The organism is Limnohabitans sp. 2KL-51 (assembly GCF_003063645.1).
Lineage (GTDB): Bacteria > Pseudomonadota > Gammaproteobacteria > Burkholderiales > Burkholderiaceae_C > Limnohabitans_A.
Genome location: NZ_NESJ01000003.1, coordinates 112352 through 133838 on the forward strand (window position 1 = coordinate 112352; position 21487 = coordinate 133838).

Annotated in this window: 18 protein-coding genes and 1 pseudogene; 10 read left to right on the forward strand and 9 right to left on the reverse strand. The window is 60.0% G+C overall.

Annotation, left to right across the window (positions count from 1 at the left end; all coding sequences use genetic code 11):
* Positions 1–9: 9 nt before the first annotated feature.
* The 5 genes from B9Z49_RS03665 to B9Z49_RS03685 all read right to left on the reverse strand — a co-directional run bounded on the left by B9Z49_RS03665 (position 10) and on the right by B9Z49_RS03685 (position 5952).
* Complete coding sequence (locus B9Z49_RS03665) at positions 10–1503, reverse strand: tripartite tricarboxylate transporter permease (protein ID WP_108352085.1); 1494 nt, start codon at positions 1501–1503, stop codon at positions 10–12.
* Positions 1500–2009, reverse strand: coding sequence for a tripartite tricarboxylate transporter TctB family protein (locus B9Z49_RS03670; protein ID WP_108352086.1), 510 nt, complete (start codon positions 2007–2009; stop codon positions 1500–1502). Before B9Z49_RS03670 ends, B9Z49_RS03665 begins: the two co-directional genes overlap by 4 nt.
* Positions 2010–2103: 94 nt before the next feature.
* The gene (locus B9Z49_RS03675; RefSeq protein ID WP_108352259.1) at positions 2104–3117 is read right to left on the reverse strand and encodes a tripartite tricarboxylate transporter substrate binding protein; all 1014 of its coding nucleotides are present in this window, start codon (positions 3115–3117) and stop codon (positions 2104–2106) included.
* Between the two features lie 305 nt (positions 3118–3422).
* Positions 3423–5144, reverse strand: a complete 1722-nt coding sequence (locus B9Z49_RS03680) for an FAD-dependent oxidoreductase (RefSeq protein ID WP_108352087.1) — start codon at positions 5142–5144, stop codon at positions 3423–3425.
* A gap of 1 nt (position 5145) precedes the next feature.
* Positions 5146–5952: a shikimate dehydrogenase gene (locus tag B9Z49_RS03685; protein WP_108352088.1), complete on the reverse strand. Its 807-nt coding sequence runs from the start codon at positions 5950–5952 to the stop codon at positions 5146–5148.
* A gap of 105 nt (positions 5953–6057) precedes the next feature.
* Between B9Z49_RS03685 and B9Z49_RS03690 the strand changes: the two genes are divergently transcribed.
* The 7 genes and pseudogenes from B9Z49_RS03690 (at position 6058) to B9Z49_RS03715 (ending at position 14307) form a co-directional block, all read left to right on the forward strand.
* Positions 6058–7119 (forward strand): Gfo/Idh/MocA family protein, encoded by a 1062-nt coding sequence (locus B9Z49_RS03690; RefSeq protein WP_108352089.1) that lies wholly within the window; start codon positions 6058–6060, stop codon positions 7117–7119.
* Positions 7116–7949: an IclR family transcriptional regulator gene (locus tag B9Z49_RS03695; protein ID WP_108352090.1), complete on the forward strand. Its 834-nt coding sequence runs from the start codon at positions 7116–7118 to the stop codon at positions 7947–7949. Before B9Z49_RS03690 ends, B9Z49_RS03695 begins: the two co-directional genes overlap by 4 nt.
* Positions 7950–7965: 16 nt before the next feature.
* Positions 7966–9684: pseudogene (locus tag B9Z49_RS03700) on the forward strand (FAD-dependent oxidoreductase); the annotation flags it as partial.
* A 63-nt stretch (positions 9685–9747) separates the two neighbouring features.
* Positions 9748–10374: an NIPSNAP family protein gene (locus B9Z49_RS22500; RefSeq protein ID WP_369913440.1), complete on the forward strand. Its 627-nt coding sequence runs from the start codon at positions 9748–9750 to the stop codon at positions 10372–10374.
* Positions 10375–10380: 6 nt separating this feature from the next.
* Entirely contained in the window at positions 10381–11187 is an 807-nt protein-coding gene (locus B9Z49_RS03705) for a sugar phosphate isomerase/epimerase (RefSeq protein WP_108352092.1), read from the forward strand.
* A gap of 21 nt (positions 11188–11208) precedes the next feature.
* Positions 11209–12369, forward strand: coding sequence for an acyl-CoA dehydrogenase family protein (locus B9Z49_RS03710; protein ID WP_108352093.1), 1161 nt, complete (start codon positions 11209–11211; stop codon positions 12367–12369).
* A gap of 363 nt (positions 12370–12732) precedes the next feature.
* A complete protein-coding gene (locus B9Z49_RS03715) occupies positions 12733–14307 on the forward strand; it encodes an acyl CoA:acetate/3-ketoacid CoA transferase (protein ID WP_108352260.1) in 1575 nt (524 codons plus the stop codon).
* Positions 14308–14325: 18 nt separating this feature from the next.
* Here the strand turns inward: B9Z49_RS03715 and B9Z49_RS03720 are convergent, their stop codons facing one another.
* Both B9Z49_RS03720 and aroE read right to left on the reverse strand, forming a co-directional pair.
* Positions 14326–14607: an ATP-binding protein gene (locus B9Z49_RS03720; protein WP_369913393.1), complete on the reverse strand. Its 282-nt coding sequence runs from the start codon at positions 14605–14607 to the stop codon at positions 14326–14328.
* Positions 14544–15374: a shikimate dehydrogenase gene (aroE, locus tag B9Z49_RS03725; protein ID WP_108352095.1), complete on the reverse strand. Its 831-nt coding sequence runs from the start codon at positions 15372–15374 to the stop codon at positions 14544–14546. The genes B9Z49_RS03720 and aroE overlap by 64 nt, the downstream gene beginning before the upstream one ends.
* A 98-nt stretch (positions 15375–15472) precedes the next feature.
* On the opposite strand from aroE, the gene B9Z49_RS03730 reads away from it, so the two are divergent.
* From B9Z49_RS03730 to B9Z49_RS03740, 3 genes are read left to right on the forward strand one after another with little or no spacing between them, the layout of a single operon-like run.
* Entirely contained in the window at positions 15473–16621 is a 1149-nt protein-coding gene (locus tag B9Z49_RS03730; RefSeq protein WP_199224972.1) for a PLP-dependent aspartate aminotransferase family protein, read from the forward strand.
* Positions 16602–17867, forward strand: coding sequence for a nitrate/nitrite transporter (locus B9Z49_RS03735; RefSeq protein WP_233254496.1), 1266 nt, complete (start codon positions 16602–16604; stop codon positions 17865–17867). The genes B9Z49_RS03730 and B9Z49_RS03735 overlap by 20 nt, the downstream gene beginning before the upstream one ends.
* Positions 17864–19048: a M20 family metallopeptidase gene (locus B9Z49_RS03740; protein ID WP_108352096.1), complete on the forward strand. Its 1185-nt coding sequence runs from the start codon at positions 17864–17866 to the stop codon at positions 19046–19048. The genes B9Z49_RS03735 and B9Z49_RS03740 overlap by 4 nt, the downstream gene beginning before the upstream one ends.
* A 91-nt stretch (positions 19049–19139) precedes the next feature.
* Here B9Z49_RS03740 and B9Z49_RS03745 read toward each other — a convergent pair whose 3' ends face one another.
* Together B9Z49_RS03745 and B9Z49_RS03750 are read right to left on the reverse strand one after the other, a co-directional pair.
* Entirely contained in the window at positions 19140–20309 is a 1170-nt protein-coding gene (locus tag B9Z49_RS03745) for an MFS transporter (protein ID WP_108352263.1), read from the reverse strand.
* 11 nt (positions 20310–20320) lie between these two features.
* Complete coding sequence (locus B9Z49_RS03750; RefSeq protein WP_108352097.1) at positions 20321–21274, reverse strand: Gfo/Idh/MocA family oxidoreductase; 954 nt, start codon at positions 21272–21274, stop codon at positions 20321–20323.
* Positions 21275–21487 lie beyond the last annotated feature (213 nt).

Sequence of the window (21487 nt, forward strand, 5' to 3'; positions counted from 1 at the left end):
GCAGACCGATCAGTTCAGTCCGCGAAGACGCCTCCACCATTGCGTTTGGCTGACCAAGGTGAACACGACTGCCGCCAGGATAATTGCTGAAAGGGGCGTAGTGAAAAACTCGGTGACAAACAACCACCCATCGTTGTTGGTGGCCATCATGGCCTGGCGGTAACTGCGGTCCATCATCGGGCCCAAAATCATGCCAAGAACCACGGGACCCACTTGGAAGCCGTACATCTTCAGAAAGTACCCCAACACACCGAAGCCCAACATCCAGTACACATCGACCGGGTTGTTGTTGATGGCATAGGCCCCCACCGCCGACAAGACCAAAATCAAGGGCAACAAAACGGGCTTAGGGGTCTCCACAATCTTGGCAAAAATCTTGATTCCAGTGAGACCAAAGATCAGCAAGAAAATATTCGCCAATGTGAGCGATCCAACCACAAACCAGAACAAGTGAGGGGTCTCGATCATCAGCATCGGACCGGGTTTGAGGCCATGAATGTAGAGCGCGCCAATGATCACAGCAGTCACGGCATCTCCTGGGATACCCAGTGTCATCATCGGAATATAAGCACCACCGACAGCCGCGTTATTGGCCGACTCAGGTGCCACCAGGCCTTCATATGCACCTTCACCAAAGGGTCTTGAAGGATTTTTGACCGTGCGCTTGGCATGGTCGTAGGCCATCAAAGCGGCAATATCACCGCCCGCACCAGGCAAAGCACCCACCACAACGCCAATCCCAGATGTTCGTGTGGCCAGTGGAAGATATTTTTTCAGCAAGCCCCATGAAGGGATGATTTTGCTCACGTTTTGCTTGACCGCTTTGATTTTCAACTCATGGATTTGCGCAATCACTTCGGCCACACCAAAGAAACCAATCATGGCGGCCACATAAGAAATGCCCGCCGACATTTGAAGGCTACCAAAAGTCAGGCGATTTTCACCGGTCATCGGGTCCAGGCCCACACAAGCAATGAGCGCGCCCAAGGCGCCTGCAAAAATACCCTTTGACAGCGATTGTCCAGACAAACTGCCCACCAGCAAAATGCCCCACAAGGCCAACAAAAGATACTCGCGTGGGCCAAACATCAAGGCCAAATCAGCCACGGCAGGCGCTGCGATAGCCAGGGCCAAAATACCAATGAACCCTCCATAGACCGACACCACCGTGGTCAAACCAATGGCCTGCCCTGCTTCACCAAGTTTGGCCAAGGGATAGCCATCCAAACCTGTGGCAATGGCAGCAGGCGCACCAGGAATGTTCAACAAAATTGCACTTCGAGAGCCTCCATACACACCCCCCAAATAAATACCCGAGATCAGCGCCAGCGCTTCGTTGATGTCCCACTTGAAAGTGAATGAAATCAAAATGGACACTGCCATGGTGACCGACAACCCCGGAATGGCACCGATGTAAATACCTGCAAAAGTTCCTGCTGCCGTCAGCAACAACATTTTCACGTCCAGCCAGGACATGAAGAAATAACCCAACGATTCCATCATTTCAACCACTCCGGTGTGTAGGGTCCCAACAAAGAGCCTGCAGGTAACACCACAGAAAACGCCGTTTGAAAAACAATGAAAATACAAAAAAGGACCAAGGCACTGACCCAAAGATTGACAACAATCTTTTTGCTGCCCAGAACCTGCATTGACATCAGGAGAAACGCGTAGGAAGAAACCAAAAATCCCGTCACTTCCAGCGCCAACATGTAACCCACAATCAGTGCTACAAACAAAATTAGCTTCAAGGGCGCCAACTGAATCACAAACTGTTGAAACACCGTTTGATCAGTATCGGCACTTGGTGAAGCCTTCCATGCCTGGCGCAAACTCATCAGGCCAGTGACCAGCATCAAGCCAGCGCAGAACATTGGGAAGACGCCAGGTGAAGAAATAGAATCAAATTTGGAAATGCGGAAGGATGACCAGAGCATGAATGCACTGAACGCTACAACCAGTGCCATGAAACTCAATTCGCCCGGCAGTCGCGGAGGGTTGGTGCTCATGATAAATAATCCTAAAACAAAAATGCCCTTAACGGACTCAGTGAAGCAGGCACATCAGGCCACCACAAAGGGGTGCCTGATGTGCCTATCTGCATCAAGGTTTGGGGATGCCTAAGGTGGCTGGGTCTACTTTGGCGGCACCCGCACCTTGGTACAACCAAGCGGTGGTGGACTGGAACTTCTTGATGAACTTTTCGGCCTCAGCACCACTGATGTTGAGCATGGTGGTGCCGCGTCCTGTCATCATGTCGCGGTATTGGGGGTTCTCACCGGCCTTCTTGAAAGCGGCAACCAACTTGGCCTTGACATCTTCAGGTGTCTCTTTGCGCACAAAGACGCCGTACCACGAGCCCCAAGGCAAGAACTTGGTGATGTTCTTAAGTGAAGGCGCATCTGTCACGGGTGCAATACCCTGAAAAGACTTGCTGTCCACCACACCCAGCGCTTTCAGACGACCAGCCTTGATGTGCTCAATGGCAGGGCCTGAAGCGATGAATCCAATGTCAACGTGCCCCCCTGAAAGGGCGGCAATCGCAGGACCTTCTCCGTCAAAGGGCACTTTGATGGTTTCAAATTTGGTCAACGTGGTGACCATGGCGTTCATGGTGAAAGGCACCGTCCCTTGTCCAGCAAGGTACTGCTTAACCTTGTTGGGGTTGGCCTGCACATGGCTGATCAAATCCTGAGTGGTGTTCCAAGGCGCATTGGGACGTGCCACCAACAAAATGGTGTTGGCCACTGCAGCGATGTTGATCGGGGTGAATTTATCGTAATCAAAATCGGCCACACCCATCACACGGAACAGCGCTTGTGGCTCGGCACCCATCAAAATGGTGTAACCATCTGCAGGCTGTTGCAACACAAAGTTTGCGCCAATCACACCAGCGGCACCGGGTTTGTTTTGCAGCACGATTTTTCGGCCCAGTGCTTCTTCTGCATAGGGCGCATAGCCGCGCATGGCCACGTCGGTACCGCCACCTGCGCCCCACTGGATTACTGCAGTCACATCACGAGCGGGATAGGCCTGAGCCATGGCTTGCCCACCCACGGTGACCGCAGTGACGGCCAGCAAGGCAGCGCTCAGAAATTGTCGTTTCTTCAAGGTCATTTTGTCTCCATCAAGTTTCATAAAAAAGACTCAAGTCCAATCACCCGGACTCATGGGTTTCACGCTTGTGCAGAACTCTCAGGTCAATGCACTTTAAAAGGATCCATCCATATTTCGATCCATACAGACCCTAAAAAGTACGGTTCACCTATTAGAAACCGTTCGACAAACGAACGCATCAAGGGTAAACGCTGATCTATTCAGAGGCCTCAATCCAGAGGACTTGTAACTTCCAAATTTTGACAACGCCCATACCACTGGGACACCACGAGTCACGCCTTGAACAGGGCATTTCGTGCTCTTGCTCATGAGGCGTCTGCCAGTGCATTTTTCACAGCCAGGCTGGCAAAGACCAATGCCGGGCCAATCGTGATACCGGGCGCTGGGTAGACACCGCCCATGATGGAATTCATGTCATTGCCCACCGCATACAAACCGGCGATACATTGACCCTGTGCGTTGAGCACCTGGGCATGTTCGTTGGTCTGCAAGCCTTGCGCTGCGCCAATGTCACCAGGGTAGAGCTTGACGGCGTAGTAAGGGCCTTCGCTGATCTGGCCCAAATTGGGATTGAGGCCACCGGCGGCGGCATCGCCAATGTTCTGCTGGTAGGCCGTCACGCCGCGCTTGAACTGGGTGTCCACCCCCGCTCGCGCAAAGGCATTGTTGTTGGCAACCGATTGGGCCAAACCGTCTGCCGAAATACACAACTTGTCCGCCAACTCTTGCAAGCTGTTGGCTTCGGTCAGGTAACCATCATCCAAGAAAGGTGACAAGCCTTTGCCACCCGGTCGCACCATGCCCATGCCGTATTGGCGCAGGGCTTTGGCATCGGCTATTAAATAGGCGGGCACGGCTTGTTGGGCCGCTTGCATACCCAGCGCAAACAAATGGTAAGAAGTGCTTTCATTCACAAAGCGCTCACCCGCCTGGTTGACGGTGATCATGCCGGGCTTGGCGCGGTCCATCACAAAGTGGGGGAATACCGCAGTGCTGCCATCGGTACGCTTGCGCAAAGACACCGGCGCCCAGAAAGCGGGGCTTTGTGCGCCCTGACCTTCCACAGCACCCAAGCCGCGTGCCAAGGCCAATGCCTCGCCAGTGTGGCCAGGTGCGGCAGGACACCACTCAGCAGAAATACCGGGCAATTTGTCTGCACGCAAAACCGGGTCGCGGTTGAAACCGCCACTGGCCAACACCACACCTTTTTTGGCCAGCACGCGGGCGTTGCCGGTGGCGCTGCTCAGTCGCACCGCCACCACACGGCCCTTATCGTCACGCTCAATTGAAGTCACCGAGGTCTTGAGTGCCAGCGTGGCCGTGCCTTGTTGCGACAAGGCATGCATCAAGTGCCCCACCAAGGCATTGCCCATCACCAGGCGGGTGCCGCGTGCGTGAGAGAGGCGATCCAGCAGATGCCGCCACACGATGCTGAGTGAGTGCTTGAGAGAGACCCAAGACTTGGTCATGGCCAGCAAATGGTTGATATCGGTGCGATCCACCATCATGCCGCTCAGCACTGTGAACTCGGGGATAGGTGGGCGCAACAGCGGGAACAGTTTGCCCAGCAAGCGACCATCGAAAGGCTCAGGCTCTAGCGCACGGCCATTCAAGGTCGAGCCGGGCAAATCGCTGATGTAGTCCGGGTGCTTGGCATAAGGACGGAACCTCACTGTCGTGAGTGCTTCAATTTTGGCCACGGCCTCAGGACCGTTCTTGAGGAAGGCGTCACGCAAGGCTGCTGGCGCTTGCGTGCCCACAGCATGGTTCAAGTAAGTCGTCACATCGGCCAGGGTATCGCTGGCGTTGACCTTGGCCGCGTGGTGCGTACCTGGCACCCAGGTGGTGCCGGCTGACCAGGCGGTAGTGCCGCCAACCAACTCGGTGCGCTCGACCACCAACACTTTGGCCCCATCGATGGCGGCAAAGACCGCCGCCGACAAGCCCGCACCGCCCGCGCCGATGACCACCAGGTCAAACTCGGTGCCGTCTTGCAAGCCCTCCAGACCGCTCTTCAGAACTTGCATCTCATTTCCTCATCAAAAATTCGACCATCAGGTCTTTGACTTGGGCAAACATCTCTGTACCCGTCAGGGTGTTGCAACCCAGCGCACGGGCTGTGGTAATCATCGGTGGCACAGTGGGCGCGGTGATCACGCAACCGACAAACATGTCCGGTTTGAACTTCGAAGCATCAATCGGGTAAGGATCGCCCTCTTTCATGCCGATCGGCGTGGCGTTGATGGCGATGTCAAAGCCTGTCGGGTCGCTGCTGCCGGCGACCACTTTGCACTGGCCCAGCGAGGCCAGGCGCTGCACCAAGGTATCCCGGCGCACCGTGTCTTGGTCATGGATGGCCAGTTCGCGCAAACCGCCTGTGGCCAAGGCATACGCGATGGCCGAACCGGCACCGCCTGCGCCCACCAGCAAGGCTTTGTGGCCCGCCAGCTTGACGCCTTTCAACGTCAAGGCCTGCACATAGGCTTGGCCATCAAACATGTCGCCATGCCAAGAGCCATCGGCATTGCGGCGCAAGGTGTTGATGGATTTCAAAAACGCACCCCTCTCCGAGGTGGTAGCGCACAGATCAAAGTAAGCGAACTTGTGCGGCACCGTGACGATGATGCCGTCCACGTTTTTGCACAAGGACACACCAGCCGTCCAAGCGGCCAGATCGGCCGGGAGCACATGGGCCGGGATGCACAAGGCGTTCAGCCCCGCATCTTGAAAAGACTGGCTCACGCCGGCAGGCGATTTGACCTGGGCAATCGGATCGCCCACGATGAAATGGATGCGCGAAGCACCGTCCAGAGTCAAAGGTTTGTTCGTATTCATAGACGCGATGATACATAAAAACGGAATTAAATTCCATTTTTGAATTAATTTCCGAAAAACAATATACTTGCGTCATTGAAACCCCTTGCTACCCTGCAAAGCCCCATGCAAAAGTTCCCTCTGGCCGTGATTGGCGCTGGCGTAATTGGCCGGACGCACATCGAACGCATTCTGAAAACACCCGAGTTCACTCTGGTGGGCGTGGCCGAGCCGGGCGAGGCAGGTCGCCACTGGTGCGCCGAACGGAGCATCCCTGTTTTTGAAAACCACCAAAGTTTGCTGGAAGCCACCCGCCCCCAGGGCCTGGTGATCGCCACTCCCAACGCCACACATGTGGAGGTGGCGGCCGACTGCATGGCGCGCGGCATCGCAGTGCTGATCGAAAAGCCGGTGACCGACACGCTGGCCGCTGCCGAGCGCCTGATCCAGATCGAACAAGACACCGGCGTGCCAGTGCTGGTGGGTCACCACCGCCGACACAACCCGATCTTGCAAAGGGCTCGCCAAATCGTGGCGGACGGACGCTTGGGCCAGGTGCTCAGCGCCAACGTGATGGCCAACTTTTATAAACCCTCTGCATACTTTGATGTGGCCTGGCGTCGCCAAGCCGGCGGGGGACCGGTGCTGATCAACCTGATCCACGACATCGACATGCTGGTGTTTTTGCTCGGCGACGTGCGCGCGGTGCATGGCTGCCTGTCTAGCGCGGTGCGGGGTTTTGAAGTAGAAGACACCGGTTCGGCCCTGTTCGAATTTGCATCTGGCACGCAAGCCGTGATGACGGTGTCAGACACAGCAGTGTCTCCCTGGTGCTGGGATTTTTGTGCGGGCGAGCAAAGCCAATACCCGCGTCAAAACGTGCAGTCGCACTTTTTGTCGGGTACGCAAGGCTCGCTGTCACTGCCCGATCTGGCGCTGTGGCGCTATGAGGGCGAGCGCCACTGGCACCACGAAATGATGCGCGAGCAAAGCCGGGTACACGAGGTCGACGTGTACGTGCAACAGCTGCAGCATTTCCGCGCTGTGGCAGAGCGGCGCGAACAGCCAATCTGCTCGGCCCTGGACGGCTGGCGCACCCTGCAAGCCACTTTGGCCTTGCTGCAGGCGGCCCGCAACGGTCAACGTCAAACCTGCCCGACCTTCACGGCATCTAGGAAACACACATGAGCGGCGTCCTCGAAAGAACTCTGGCCATTCTCGAGTTGCTCTCGCAATACGGTGAAGGGCTGGAGCTGGCCGCCATTGCCGATCGGCTCGACATTCCCCGCAGCGGCACGCACCGCCTGCTGACCGACTTGGTACGCCTGGGCTATGTGCGCCAGACACGCGGCCACGGCGACTACCTGCTGACCACCAAGCTGGTGTCCATGGGGCTGAGCTACCTCAGCAATAGCGGCATCGTCGATATTGCACAACCGCTGCTCAACCGCTTGGCCGAGGTTTCGGGCGAGCTGGTTCGCCTGTCGGTGGTGGACGGCGAACGCCTGACTTGGGTAGCCCGTGCCCAAGGTGCTCGCCAAGGTCTGCGCTACGACCCCGACATGGGCAGCGATGCCCGCTTGTCCTGCTCGTCGTCAGGTTGGGCCTTGCTCTCCACACTCAGTGATGACGCGGCCCTGGCGCTGGTGGCAAAACAAGGCTTGGGCTCAGCTGAACAATTCGGCCCCGCTGCCCCGACCAGCTTGCAAGCCGTGATGGACGCCGTGACCCAAACCCGCGCGCGAGGCTACAGCATGACAACCGACACCTACAGCATTGGTTTGTCGGCCATGTCAGCGCCTGTGCGCTTTGCCGGTCAGCCCGCATTTGGCGTGCTGACGATTGCAGGCCCCACGGTGCGCTTCACGCTCGAAAAAATGCAAGCCCTCGCGCCCGAGCTGATCAGCATCGCACAACAGTTGGCAGCGTCCAGCGGTGCATCACCCTTTTTCAGCCTGACCGCAGAGGTCGGCAACGCAGCACCCACCGATGGGCGCAAGCCGATTTACGCGCTCTAATCACAGCAGATTGACCATGCCTTCGAGCTTTACATCTGAGAACAACTGCGACTTGCTGGTCATCGGTTCTGGGGCCGGCGCCCTGTCTGCGGCCGTGACCGCGGCCCACCTGGGCCTCAAAGTCATCGTGGTCGAAAAAGACCCGCAATACGGCGGCACCACCGCCTGGTCGGGCGGCTGGATGTGGCTGCCGCGCAACCCGCTGGCCGTTGAAGCAGGTCTGCTGGAGCGCATCGAAAAACCGCTGTCGTACCTGCGCCGCGAGCTGGGCCAGAAGTTCGACGAGTCACGGGCGCTGGCCTTCCTGACGAACGGCCCGCGCATGGTCGAGTTTTTCCGCCGTCACACTGCGCTGCAGTTCATCGACGGCAATGCGATTCCCGACTTTCATGGCCACACACCCGATGCCGCCACCGGTGGCCGTTCGATCTGCGCAGCGCCGTTTGACGCCCGCCAGTTGGGCGCGCGCCTGCACGATCTCAAGCCCCCGCTGCACGAGACCACGCTGTGGGGCATGGGCATCGCCTCGGGCGCGGAGCTTCGCCACTTTTTGAATGCCCTGCGCCAACCCGCTTCATTCTGGTATGTCACCAAACTGCTGCTGCGCCACGGTCGTGACCTGTTGGTTCACCGCCGTGGCACGCGACTGGTCAATGGCAATGCCTTGATTGGCGGACTGGCCAAGTCAGCGCTGGACCTTGGAGTGGACATCCGCGTGAACAGCCCAGCCGTGCGTTTGCTGCAAGACGGAGCGCGTGTCTCGGGCGCCGTGGTTCAAATGCCTCAGGGGGAAGTCAGGATCCAAGCCCGCTGCGGCGTGGTGCTGGCCACAGGCGGCTTTCCGCACGACCCGGCCCGCAAGCAGCAACTGCTGCCCCACGCGCCCACAGGCCATGAGCACTGGTCTGCGGGCAACCGGGGCAACACGGGCGACGGCCTGCGCCTTGGCGAATCCGCAGGCGGTGTGGTGGCGGGGGATCTGGTGCAAGCCGCAGCGCTGGCCCCCGTGTCGTTGGTGCCTCGCGAGGATGGCAGCGTGGCGCACTTTCCGCACCTGATCGAGCGCGCCAAGCCCGGGCTGATTGCCGTCACGGCGCAGGGCCAGCGCTTTGCCAACGAGGCCAACTCTTACCACGACTTCATGCAGGACCTGCTGGCCGCGACACCCACCGGTCAGCCACCCGTGGCCTGGTTGGTCTGCGACAACGACTTCATCCGCTACTACGGCCTGGGCGCAGTCAAACCGGCCCCCATGCCACTCGGCCCCTGGCTGAAGAATGGTTACCTGAAACGCGGACACTCTCTGGCTGAACTGGCACAGGCCTGCGGCATAGACGCCAAGGCTTTGCAGGCAACGGTACAGCGCTACAACGCCTTGGTACTGGACGGCAAAGACCGTGACTTTGGCAAAGGCGAAACGCCCTACAACCGCATCCAGGGTGATGCGATCAACGCCACACGACACGGCCTGCGCAACCCCTGCATGGGCCCCATCGAGCGTGGCCCTTTTTATGCCGTCAAAGTCGTCATGGGCAGCTTGGGCACTTTTGCCGGTTTGCGCGTGAACGACCACGCGCAAGTCACCGACGCCCAAGGCCAGGCTATTGCAGGTCTGTATGCCGGGGGCAATGACCTGAGCAGCATGATGGGAGGCCACTACCCAGCCGGCGGCATCACACTCGGCCCGGCCATGACTTTTGGCTACATCGCCGCGCACCACGCGGCTGGCCGCGACCCAGCCGCCACCTGCGAATACCCGATCACAACAACTTCAACCGACACCTCGAAAGAAAACACCATGTACTACGAACTCGCCACCATGACCCTGCCCTTTGGTACCGCTGGCCAAGCCGCCACGAATGTGCAGGCCTTTGCCATAGCCCCCGAAGCGCAAGGCGAATTGCTGGGCTGCTGGTTCACCGACATTGGGGTGCTCAACCAGATGATCGTGTTGCGCGGCTTTACCACGCTCGACGCCTTGCAGGCCGAGCGCGATCGCACCCAGCAAAGCGCCAACCCCTTTGGATGTGGCGAGATTTATCAAACGCTGGAGCAGCACAGCTACAAAGGCTTCCCCTGGATGAAACCCGTGCGACCCAGCGCCGAATCCGGCATCACAGGCCCGGTCTATGAAATCCGCACTTACGGCATCAAGACAGGCGGCGTGCAACCCACCATCGACCTGTGGGAACAATACGTGCCCGCACGCGACAAGCTCTCGCCTTGCGTAGTGGCCATGGTGGCAATCGATGGCCCGCTGCGCTTCACCAATATTTGGGCCTACGACAGCTTGAACGCCCGCAGCCAGATCCGTGGCGAATCGGTGGCCCAGGGCATCTGGCCGCCCAAAGGCGGTCCTGCGCAGCTGACCACGAACATGGTCTCGACCATCGCCATGCCCACCGCTGTCTCACCTTTGAAATAAACCACCATGTCACGCATCTACTCCCTCGCCTATCTCGGCTCGCACCGCTGCTCGCCCGCCGAGGCCATCCGCGTCGCGGCGCAGACCGGCTACCACTTTGTGGGCCTGCGCCTGTGGCCCAACGCACCCGGCGCACAACAGCAACACCTGCTGAACCAGCCAGAGGCCCTGCGCGAAACCTTGGCCGCACAACGCGACACCGGCGTGGGCGTGTTCGATCTGGAAATCATCCGCATCGGCGACAACTTTGACCCGCACAGTTGGGATGCGCTGTACAACGTGGGCGCGGCCCTGAAAGCCAAAGCCATTTTGGTGGCCGGTGACGATGACAACGAAGCCCGCCTGACGGAGAACTACGCCCGACTGTGCGAGGTGATGAAGCCTTTTGGCATGACGGCCGATTTGGAGTTCATGCCTTGGACAGCGGTGAAAGACGCCAAGTCGGCGCTGCGCATCATGCGAAACGCAGGCATGCCCACCAACGCGGGCATCCTGGTCGATGCGCTGCACTTTGGCCGGTCCACCACCACGCTCGACGACATCCGTGCCATCCCGCGAGAACTGCTGCACTACGCTCAAATATGCGATGCCCAAGCAGGACTTCAGTTCACGACCGAACAAATGATCCACACCGCCCGTTGCGAACGCCTCTTGCCTGGCGACGGCACGATTGACTTGCAAGGCCTGTTTGCCGCCCTGCCCTCGGACTTGCCGATCAGCGTCGAAGTGGTGAACCTGGGCCGTGAAGCCGTCACCTCGGTGCAAGACTGGGCCGCCGAATGCCTGGCCAAGAGCCGCCCCTTCACCGAATAAATCTCAAACACAGGACATCCCATGGATTTTTCCCTTAACGACGGACAAAAAATGATGATCGAAACGGTGCGCCGCTTCATCGCCGAAGAACTTCAGCCCCTAGAAAACGAGGTCGAGGAAACAGGTTTTCTGGACAAGAGCAAAGCCCAGGCCATCCACGACAAAGCCAAAGCACTCAGCCTTTACGGCATGAACATGCCCGCTGAGATAGGCGGTGGCGGACTGTCCAACATGGACCGTATCCTGTGCGAAGAGCAGTTCGGCCACACCACCGACATCCTGATTCGCCGCGCTTTTGGCAATGTCTACGAGCCCCTCCTGCACTGCAAGGGCGAACAAATCGAGCGCTGGCTTAAACCCGCCGTGGCCGGCAAGCGCACCTGCGCCATCACCATCACCGAATCGGGCGCAGGCTCGGACGCGGCAGGCATCAAAACCAACGCGAAGAAAAATGACAAAGGCTGGGTGCTCAACGGCACAAAGCACTTCATCAGCGATGGCGAGTGGAGCGACTTCTTTTTGGTCTCAGCCAAAACCGGTGAAAAAGAAATTTCGATGTTCATGGTGGACAAGGGCTTGGCCGGTTTCACCTTGGGCAAAGACCAAAAGATGATGGGCCTGCGCGGCACGCCGCATCTGGAACTGTTTTTTGACAATGTGCAACTCGAAGACGCTGCCTTGCTGGGCGAAGCGGGCCAAGGCTTCAAGCTGGCCATGGGCGCGCTCAATGTGGTGCGTCTGGCGCAAGTGGGCGCCCGCGCCGTGGGCAAGGCCACGCATGTGTGCGAGTTGATGCTGAACTGGGCAAACGAACGCAAGCAGTTCGGCAGCAAGATCGGTGATTTTCAGATGGTGCAGCAGATGATCGCCGACAGCGTGATCGAGATCAATGCCGCCCGTTGGATGGTTTACCACGCCGCCTGGATGTTGGACCAAGGCATGGACGCACGCGAGCAAATCGCCATGGTCAAAGTGCACGCGGCTGAGACCCTGGGTCGCGTGGTGGACCGTGCGGTGCAGGTGTTTGGCGGCATGGGCTTTTGCAAGGAGCTGTCCATCGAGCGCTATTACCGCGATGCCCGTATTTACCGCATCTACGACGGCACCAGCGAGATCCATCGCGGCGTGATTGCCAAAAGTACGATGAAAAAAGGCGCCGTGCTGTTTGATGTGCACCGCTGAGCTTTTGTTTGCTTGTGTTGTGCTCCTTTCGTGGGCCGGATGAAGGGGATGGGCGGCCTCCTCATACTGGGGTACCAGAAATCGTCGTCCGCCCATCCCCTTCATCCGGCTGTGGGTGCATCCGTAGGTCGGAACTTCAGCTCCGACATGGAATATTGAACGAACCACAACTCAGCAGTTTTGCATGAACATGAGCCCTAACGCCAACGGATTTGATCTCTGTGCAAACCACCAGCCCATCGGGGGTGGCGTGGGGGCCGTGGCCGATTTCTGGTACCCCAGTATGAGGCCGCGGCCCCCACGCCACACCCGATGCAGCGCACCAACAATCTGCAAGCCAACAAGCCAAAAGAGACTCAAAAAATGCAAACCAAATTCATGACCGCAGCACAAGCGGCACAACTCATCCAAGACGGTGACACCGTGGGCCTCATGGGCGGTGGTGGTGGCCTGATGGAAGCCACCCATTTGTTTGAAGCGGTGCAAGAGCGCTTCCTGAGAACTCAAGCTCCGAAGAACCTCACCCTCATCCACGCACTGGGTATTGGCGACAAGAAAACCAAAGGCATGAGCTGCTTCGCGCACGAAGGCCTGGTCAAGCGCGTCATCGGCGGCCACTGGGTCTGGTCACCGGCCATGCAGCAACTGGCCCTGGCCAACAAGATTGAGGCCTACATCCTGCCCGCCGGCGTCTCAAGTCAGCTCATGCGCGAAATCGGCGCAGGCCGTCCCGGCCTCATCAGCCATGTGGGGCTGGGCACGGTGTGCGACCCGCGCCATGGTGGGGGCCGCATGAACGATGCCGCCCAAGACGACTTGGCAGAAGTCATCACCATCGATGACCACGAATACCTGCGCTACAAGCCCTTCCCCATTCATGTGGCCATCGTGCGCGCCAGCAGCGCCGACGAAGACGGCAACATCAGCTTCGAACATGAAGCGGCCAACCTGGACGCCCAATCGCTGGCCTTGGCAGCGCGCAACAGCGGCGGCAAAGTCATCGTGCAGGTCAAGGAGCGCATGCCCAAGGGCACCCTCAAAGCCCGCGAAGTGCGCATCCCCTCGGCCTGGGTGGACGCCATCGTGGTCGATCCGCAGCAGTCCACCAGCTACGACATCCCGTTTGATCCGGCTTTCAGTGGCGAGCTGACTGGCGCCGAACGCGCGGCCAGCGAGGCGCAAGACCACGCCCGTGAAGTGGCCGCCTCTCAAGAGGCCTTCAGCGAGCGCCAGGCCGTGGCGCGCCGTGCGTACCAGGAACTCTTCAACACCGACAAAACCCGCCCGGTCATCAATTACGGTGTGGGCGTACCCGATGCGGTGGCCAAGTTGATCGCGGCGCGCAACGAACAACACCGCATCTATCAAACCATCGAGCACGGCACCTATGGTGGCACGCTCATGGACGGCGTGCTGTTTGGTTACGCGCGTAACGCCACCGCCATGCTGGACGCCGCCACACAGTTCGACTTTTACGGCGGTGGCGGTCTGGACATCGCCTTTTTGGGCTTTGGCGAGTTCGACGAAGAAGGCTCGGTCAACGTGTCACGCTTGGGCGGCGTCACTGTCGGCCCCGGAGGCTTCATCGACATTGCACAGAACGCGAAGAAAGTGGTGTTCTGCGGCACGCTCGCTGCCAAGGGCGTGAAGCTTGAGACCGGCGATGGCCAGATGCACGTGGCCACACAAGGGGCTGTAAAAAAGCTGGTCAAACAAGTTGACCAGATCACCTTCTCCGGTCCGCAAGGTTTGGTGCGTAAACAAGAAGTGCTCTACCTCACCGAGCGCGCCAGCTTCAAGCTCACACCCCAAGGCATCGAACTTTTCGAGATCGCCCCGGGCATCGACCTGCAGCGCGATGTGCTGGACCAGATGGACTTTACGCCTAGGTTAGCCCCAGACCTGAAGGTGATGGACAGCGCACACTTCAAAGCATGAAGTTCAAATCTTCCCGGATCAAGCCTGACGTCCGTCAGGCTTTTCCGTTTTCACCATCGTGATCACCCCAAACGGGCATCGCCGTTCGCATTGGCTGCACCCGGTGCAGCCCTGCTCATCGTGCAGCACCGCATGCTTGCGCCAAGCCACCACCTGCAAACTCAGCACCCCCGGCGGACAGGCCGCCACACACCAGCCGCAACCGGTGCAGCGGGACGTATGGATGTGGGGCAGCTTCACACCAACGGCACCGTCAACTGGGCAATCACCGCCGCTGTATCGGGCCGCACTCCACGCCACCAGGCAAAGGCCTCGGCCGCTTGTTCGGCCAGCATGCCCACGCCGTCAGCCAGGCGCGTCACGCCCGCTTGGTGGGCCAGCTTCAAAAACGGTGTGAGACCTTTGCCATAGGTCAGGTCATAGGCCAAGCACCCGGGCGCAAACACGCTGGCTGGGAGCGGAGGCAGCTCGGCCGTGAGGCTGGAGGAGCTGGCGTTCAGCACCACATCAAAAGCGCCCTGCACGGCGTCGTAACCCAGACCCTGCACTGGCACCTGACCGGTTTGGTGCTGCTGCGCCAAGGCCGCCAGCTCCTGCGCCTTGGCCAAAGTACGGTTGACGATCACCAGCTCGGCCGGCTGCTCAGCCAACAGCGGCAGCAAGGCCCCGCGTGTGGCGCCACCCGCCCCCAAAATCAGCACGCGTCGCCCTTGCAGCGGACAGCTCAAGTTTTGTACCACATCGCGCAGCAGGCCCACCCCGTCAAAGTTTTCGGCATACACCTTGTCGCCCTCAAACTTCATCGCATTCACGGCACCGGCCATTTGCGCGCTGGGGGCCAGGTCGGTGGCGTAGGCAAAAGCGTCGAGCTTGAAAGGCGCGGTCACGTTCATGCCCCGCCCACCCGAGGCCCGAAACGCGTCCACCGTGGCCGTAAATTCGCCCAAGGGGCCGAGCAACTTGCCGTAGTCAATGTCTTGCCCCGTGACCTGCGCAAAAGCGCTGTGGATCATGGGTGATTTGCTTTGCACAATGGGGTTGCCGATCACGGCGTAACGGTCTGTCATTCGGGAGGGTCCTGGTCAATCAGGTCATGATCTTATCTTCACAACCCCCTGTCGCCTCGCGGACCCGGCCCCAAAGGCCGATGGCTATACTTTTGCCAATGAAAACAAACAAATCTCTGCGTTTTGAAACTTTGGCTGTGCATGCAGGGCACGGCATTGACCCTTCCACCGGGGCGGTGGTCGATCCCATCAACCTGTCCACTACCTTTGAGCGCGACGTGGACGGCAGTTACCCGCACGGCTATTTGTATTCGCGCAACCACAACCCCAACCGCAATGGCCTGGAAGCCGCTCTCTCGGCGCTCGAAGGCGGCGCAGGCGCGGCCGCTTTTGGCTCGGGCCTGGCCAGTGTCACGGCCATCTTTCAGGGTCTACAGCCTGGCGACCATGTGCTGGCCCCGTCCGACATTTACCACGGCACGGCCAATGTGCTCAAACACCTGTTTGCCAAATGGCAGGTCAGCGCCAGTTTTGTGGACATGACCCGTCTGGACACGGTGCGTGCGGCCATGCAGCCCAACACCCGCATCGTCTGGATCGAAACCCCCTCCAACCCCCTGATGCAGTGCGTGGACATTGCCGCCGTGGTCGAGATTGCCCACGCGGGCGGCGCGCGTGCCATTGCCGACAACACCTTTGCCTCGCCCGTGTTGCAGCGCCCGCTCGACTTGGGCTGCGACATGGTCATGCACGCCACCACCAAGTACCTGGGTGGCCGCAGCGATGTGCTGGGCGGCATCGTCATCACCCGCCAGGACGACGCGCACTTTGCCGCCTTGCGCACTGCGCAGTTGTTTGGCGGCGGCGTGCCTTCACCGTTTGACTGCTGGTTGGTCATGCGCAGCTTGCCCACCCTGCCCTACCGCATGCAGGCGCATTGCGCCAACGCCGACAAGGTGGCCCGCTTTTTGAACGAGCACCCGCAGGTCAGCGCTGTGCATTACCCTGGCCTGGAGGGCAACGCCTTTCACGCAATTGCCAAAAAGCAGATGTCGGGCTTTGGCGGCATGCTGTCTTTCGAAGTCAAAGGCGGCAAAGATGCAGCCATGGCGCTGGCCGCGCATGTGGAGATCTTCACCCGCGCCACCAGCCTGGGCGGCGTGGAAAGCCTGATCGAGCACCGCGCCTCGATCGAGGGGCCAGAGAGCAAGACCCCGCAGGGCTTGCTGCGTGTCTCGGTGGGCCTGGAGCATGCCGATGACCTGATCGACGACCTGGCGCAAGCCCTTGAACGCGCCAGCAACTGAGCGTCTGCCCTCTGGGCCACGCCCCTCGCTGGCGGTGGCCTTCATTGTGTTGGCCCAGTGCCTGAGCACCTCGCTGTGGTTCAGCCCCAGCGGGGTGGCCGACAGCCTGATGCGCGACTGGCAGCTGAGTGCGGCCGCCTTCAGCTGGCTGTTGGCCGCCACCCAACTGGGTTTCATTGCGGGCACGCTGGCCTTTGCCTTCAGCGGCGCGGCCGACCGGTTTAAGCCCACGCGCATTTTTGTGGTGTGCAGCTTGCTGGGGGCACTGGCCAACGCCGCCGTCACTTGGGGTGTGACCGATTACGGCCTGTTTTGGAGCCTGCGCTTTGTGGTGGGCATGTGCCTGGCTGGCATCTACCCGCTGGGCATGAAGATGCTGGTGCAGCGCGTGGGCAGCAAACCCGCAGCGGCGCTGGGTTGGCTGGTGGGCATGCTGACCTTGGGCACGGCCATGCCGCACGGCTTGCGCGCCTTGGGCCAAAGCTGGCCCTGGCCTGAAGTGCTGCTGGGCTCGTCGGTGCTGGCCCTGGTGGGCGCGGTGCTGGTGGGCTGGATGGGACAAGCGCCCAAGCAACAAACTTCTTTGACTGAACCCACGGCACCTCCTGCTGCTCCCGTTCGCCTGAACACCCAAGCCTTGCGCGAGGTCATCGCGGTGCGCGGCTTTCGCGCGTCAGCGCTGGGCTACTTTGGTCACATGTGGGAGCTTTACGCATTTTGGAGCGTGCTGCCCTGGCTGAGCCTGCCCATTGCCCGCACCTTGACCGAGCCGGGCGAGAGTTTGGCCTCTTCTGTGGCTTGGATCAGCTTTGCCGTCATCGGCATCGGCTTTTTCGGCTGCGTCCTGGGCGGCCTGTGGAGCCGCCGCGTGGGCAGCGCCAAGGTGGCAGCCAGTGCGCTTGCCGCTTCGGGACTGATGTGCGTGGTTTACCCTTTCATTCCAGACAACTGGCCGCTGCTGCAACTGGGGGCCTTGCTGTTTTGGGGCGTTTGTGTGGTGGCCGATTCACCACAGTTTTCGGCCATGTCGTCGCAATACGCACCGCCCCAGTGGCTGGGCAGCGCGCTGGTGCTGCAAAACGGCGTGGGCTTTTTGATCACCGTGCTCAGCATCTTGCTGCTGGGCTGGGCCGTGCAACACTGGGGCAGCATGGCGCTGTGGTTGTTGGCCCCTGGCCCGGCGCTGGGCCTTTGGGCCTTGCGGCCGCTCTTGAAACCCTCTTCTTTGAAGGAGTCCTTGTCATGAAGCCCTCACACACTGTTCTTGACGCCGCGCTGTCTTGCCACGACTGGTTGGTCGGTTTGCGCCAGCAGCTGCACCGCCTACCCGAGCTGTCTTACCGCGAGCAGGTCACGGCCGAGCGCATCAAGACCGAGCTCAGCGCCATGGGCGTGCCTTGGGAAGCGGTGGGCGAACACGGCGTGGTGGCCACGGTCACAGGCCAGCACAGCCGCGCCATGGTGGCGCTGCGGGCCGACATGGACGCCCTGCCCATTCAGGAGCAAAACGAGCATTTGCCCTACCGCTCGCAAGTGCCCGGCGTGATGCACGCCTGTGGACACGACGGCCATGTGGCCATGCTGCTGGGCGCAGCGCGGGTGTTGCAGCAGTTCTCGGGATCGCTGCAAGGCAGCGTGAAACTGTGCTTTCAGCAAGCCGAAGAGCAAGGCGGCGGCACGGCCGAATTGCTGGAGCACCTGGCGGCGTTTCCAGTGCAACGGGCCTTTGCCATTCATTTGTGGTCCGAGATCGAAGCCGGACAAATCAGCGTGCAAACCGGGCCACGCATGGCCGCCTGTGATTTGGTGGAGATTGAACTGAGTGGCGTGGGCTGCCACGGCGCTTCACCGCACAAGGGTGTGGACCCGATTGCCGCAGGCGCGGCTTTGGTGAACAACATGGCCATGATGATGACCCGCGAAATCAACCCGGCGCACGCGGCCAGCCTGACTTTTGGCAAATTCCAAAGCGGTTTTGCAGGCAATGTGATTCCCGATCAGGCCTTGCTCGCAGGCACACTGCGCACCACCCACTTGGCCGACCAGCAGCACCTGCACCAAGCCATCCGGCGCGTGGTGGACAGCACCGCCGCCAGCTTCAGGGCGCAGGCCCAACTCAACATCCGCAAGGGCGGCTCGATGCTGATCAACGAAGCACGCAGCAGCGCCTTGGCCGCGCACTGCGCCAGCGACCTGTTTGGGGCCGAGGCGGTGATCGACTTTCCGTCGCTCATGGTGTCCGAAAACTTTGGCGACTTTCTGGAAAAGTACCCCGGCCTGATGGCCCTGGTCGGCGTGCGCAACGAAGCCCTGGGCGCGTGCCATGCACACCACCACCCCCAGTTCAACATCGATGAAAGCGCCCTGCACCGGGGCGTGGCCATGCACGTCGAGTTTTCGCTGCGCAGTCTGGCGCAGAGGGCCTGAGCAGATGGTAGGAGACCACCCCGTGGGCGATGAACTTGGCACACGTCATTCAAACCATCTCACACAAGGGTGATCTCCCACAGGAAGATGCTCAGTGCCGCCCCACCAGCCGGTAAATCACCGCCCCCAGCATCACCACTCCCACCGCAACACCCGTGAAGGCATAAGCCAGCCAGCCCAGATCAACACTTTGGGCCACGAGCAACACCCCCGTGGACTGGCCAAAAAACAATGAACAGGCAAACAAGGTCACAGCAGTGCCGCGTGCGGCAGGGGCCATTTGGGTGGCTTGTACCTGCAAGGTGTTGTGCAGCATGTAAAAGCCCAGACCCGTCATGAGGCAAGCCAGCATGCCCAACCAGACACCACTGCCCCATGCCAGCACCAGCAAACCGACCGCGACCAATAAAGCCCCTGTGCGCACCAAACCACGCTCGCCCAGCCAGGCCAACCAACGCCGCGCCATCTGGCTGTAAAGCAAACCGCCCAAGCCGTAGAGCATCATGACCGAACCTGCGGCCACCACACTCAAACCATACTGCTGGTGCAAATGGGTCGGCATGAAGGCCATCGCACCGAATACCAGAGCCCCCTCGGTCGCCGTGACACTCATCACCAAACGCACCCGGGTTGTGCTCAGCAGCTGCCCGGTGAGGCGAAACGCCGCCCACAAGCCTGGTGCGGCCAAAGACACCGTCTTCGACTGACGTCGCAGACGGCGCAGCAGCAATACGGCCGCCAAACCAAACATGACCGACAGCAAGACAAACGCCCCACGCCAGCCCACCGTATCGGCGGCGAAGCCACCGAACCACAGGCCACTCATCATGCCCAGCACCGTGGCGCTCATCAGCTTGGCCAGAGTTTCCTGCCGGCGTTCATAAGGCACCTGATCGCCCACCCAGGCCATGGACAGGGGGATGATTCCCGCCGCGGCAGCCCCCATGAAACCGCGCATGATGACGAGCATGGGCAGGCTCATCGACATGGCCGTGATGGCACTGATGATCGCGCAGGCCGACACCGCCAGCGACACCACCCGCAGTTTGCCAAAGCGCTCGCCCAAAGGACCATAAAACAGCTGCAAGATGCCGTAGACCACGGCAAACACCGAAACCACGGCCGAGGCGTCGCCCGTGCTGACGTGGAACTCCTGTCCCAGCACCACCAGCATCGTGTCGCAAATGCGCATCGAGGCCATGCTGGCAAAGCCTGCCAGGCCCAAGAGTTGCAGGTGTTGGCGCTCGTCAGCAGGTGTCATAGCACCCATGCTCAAGCCAATTGCAGTTCGAGGTCGTGCAGGACCTGGTAACAGGGCAATACTTGGGCGATCGAGCTGTTGGGCTCACGGCCTTCACGGATCGCCGCGAAAAACTCACGGTCCTGCAACTCGATGCCGTTCATCGACACCGCCACTTGCGACACATCGATCTTTTCTTCCTTGCCTGTGAACAGGTCGTCGTAACGCGCCAGGTAGGTGCCGGTGTCGCCGATGTAGCGGAAGTAAGTGCCCAGCGGGCCGTCGTTGTTGAATGACAAGCTCAAAGTGCAAATGGCACCATTGGCGGCCTGGAGCTGGATGCTCATGTCCATGGCGATACCCAAAGTGGGGTGGATCGGCCCCTGTACGGCATTGGCTTTAACGATGGGGCTGCCGCATTGGTAAGCGAACAGATCCACCGTGTGCGCGGCGTGGTGCCAGAGCAGGTGGTCGGTCCAGCTGCGGGCCTGGCCCAGCGCGTTCATGTTGGTGCGGCGGAAAAAATAGGTTTGTACATCCATCTGCTGGATGTTGAACTCACCGGCCTTGATCTTGTGGTTCACCCACTGGTGGCTGGGGTTGAAACGGCGGGTGTGACCCACCATGGCCACCAGACCGGTTTCCTTTTGTACACGCAGAACTTCCTGGCCTTCTTTGTAGACATCGCACAGCGGAATCTCGACCTGTACGTGCTTGCCCGCCTGCAGGCAGGCCAGGGTCTGGCTGGCGTGCATTTGCGTGGGCGTGCACAAGATGACGGCATCGACTTCTTTCAAAGCCAGCGACTCGTTCAGGTCTGTAGTGACGTGACCGATGCTGTATTTGTCAGCCACCTCTTTGGTTTTGGCGAACTCGCGGCCAACCAGCGAGACGACTTCCACACCGTCGATGTTTTTGATGCCGTCCAGGTGTTTGATGCCGAAGGCACCTGCGCCCGCCAAGGCAACTTTGATGGTTTTTCTCATGTGTGTTTCTCCAAAAGATTGAATGGGTTGTGATGTCGAATTTCGGCGTTGGGCGTTAGGCGTTGGGCAAGTGTCAACAGTTCATAAGCCATCGCCCACAGGGTGGGCTCCTACAGGGAGCGGCTCTGTCTTTGTAGGAGCCCACCCCTGTGGGCGATCCATCCCAGAGCGGTTCTGTCTTTGCAGGAGCCCCCCCCTGTGAGCGATCCATCC

Bases quoted from the DNA above. Each gene is read 5' to 3' on its own strand.
- B9Z49_RS03665 (WP_108352085.1), bottom strand. From the start codon at position 1,503: ATGATGGAATCGTTGGGTTATTTCTTCATGTCCTGGCTGGACGTGAAA.
- B9Z49_RS03670 (WP_108352086.1), bottom strand. From the start codon at position 2,009: ATGAGCACCAACCCTCCGCGACTGCCGGGCGAATTGAGTTTCATGGCA.
- B9Z49_RS03675 (WP_108352259.1), bottom strand. From the start codon at position 3,117: ATGACCTTGAAGAAACGACAATTTCTGAGCGCTGCCTTGCTGGCCGTC.
- B9Z49_RS03680 (WP_108352087.1), bottom strand. From the start codon at position 5,144: ATGCAAGTTCTGAAGAGCGGTCTGGAGGGCTTGCAAGACGGCACCGAG.
- B9Z49_RS03685 (WP_108352088.1), bottom strand. From the start codon at position 5,952: ATGAATACGAACAAACCTTTGACTCTGGACGGTGCTTCGCGCATCCAT.
- B9Z49_RS03690 (WP_108352089.1), top strand. From the start codon at position 6,058: ATGCAAAAGTTCCCTCTGGCCGTGATTGGCGCTGGCGTAATTGGCCGG.
- B9Z49_RS03695 (WP_108352090.1), top strand. From the start codon at position 7,116: ATGAGCGGCGTCCTCGAAAGAACTCTGGCCATTCTCGAGTTGCTCTCG.
- B9Z49_RS22500 (WP_369913440.1), top strand. From the start codon at position 9,748: ATGTACTACGAACTCGCCACCATGACCCTGCCCTTTGGTACCGCTGGC.
- B9Z49_RS03705 (WP_108352092.1), top strand. From the start codon at position 10,381: ATGTCACGCATCTACTCCCTCGCCTATCTCGGCTCGCACCGCTGCTCG.
- B9Z49_RS03710 (WP_108352093.1), top strand. From the start codon at position 11,209: ATGGATTTTTCCCTTAACGACGGACAAAAAATGATGATCGAAACGGTG.
- B9Z49_RS03715 (WP_108352260.1), top strand. From the start codon at position 12,733: ATGCAAACCAAATTCATGACCGCAGCACAAGCGGCACAACTCATCCAA.
- aroE (WP_108352095.1), bottom strand. From the start codon at position 15,374: ATGACAGACCGTTACGCCGTGATCGGCAACCCCATTGTGCAAAGCAAA.
- B9Z49_RS03730 (WP_199224972.1), top strand. From the start codon at position 15,473: ATGAAAACAAACAAATCTCTGCGTTTTGAAACTTTGGCTGTGCATGCA.
- B9Z49_RS03740 (WP_108352096.1), top strand. From the start codon at position 17,864: ATGAAGCCCTCACACACTGTTCTTGACGCCGCGCTGTCTTGCCACGAC.
- B9Z49_RS03745 (WP_108352263.1), bottom strand. From the start codon at position 20,309: ATGACACCTGCTGACGAGCGCCAACACCTGCAACTCTTGGGCCTGGCA.
- B9Z49_RS03750 (WP_108352097.1), bottom strand. From the start codon at position 21,274: ATGAGAAAAACCATCAAAGTTGCCTTGGCGGGCGCAGGTGCCTTCGGC.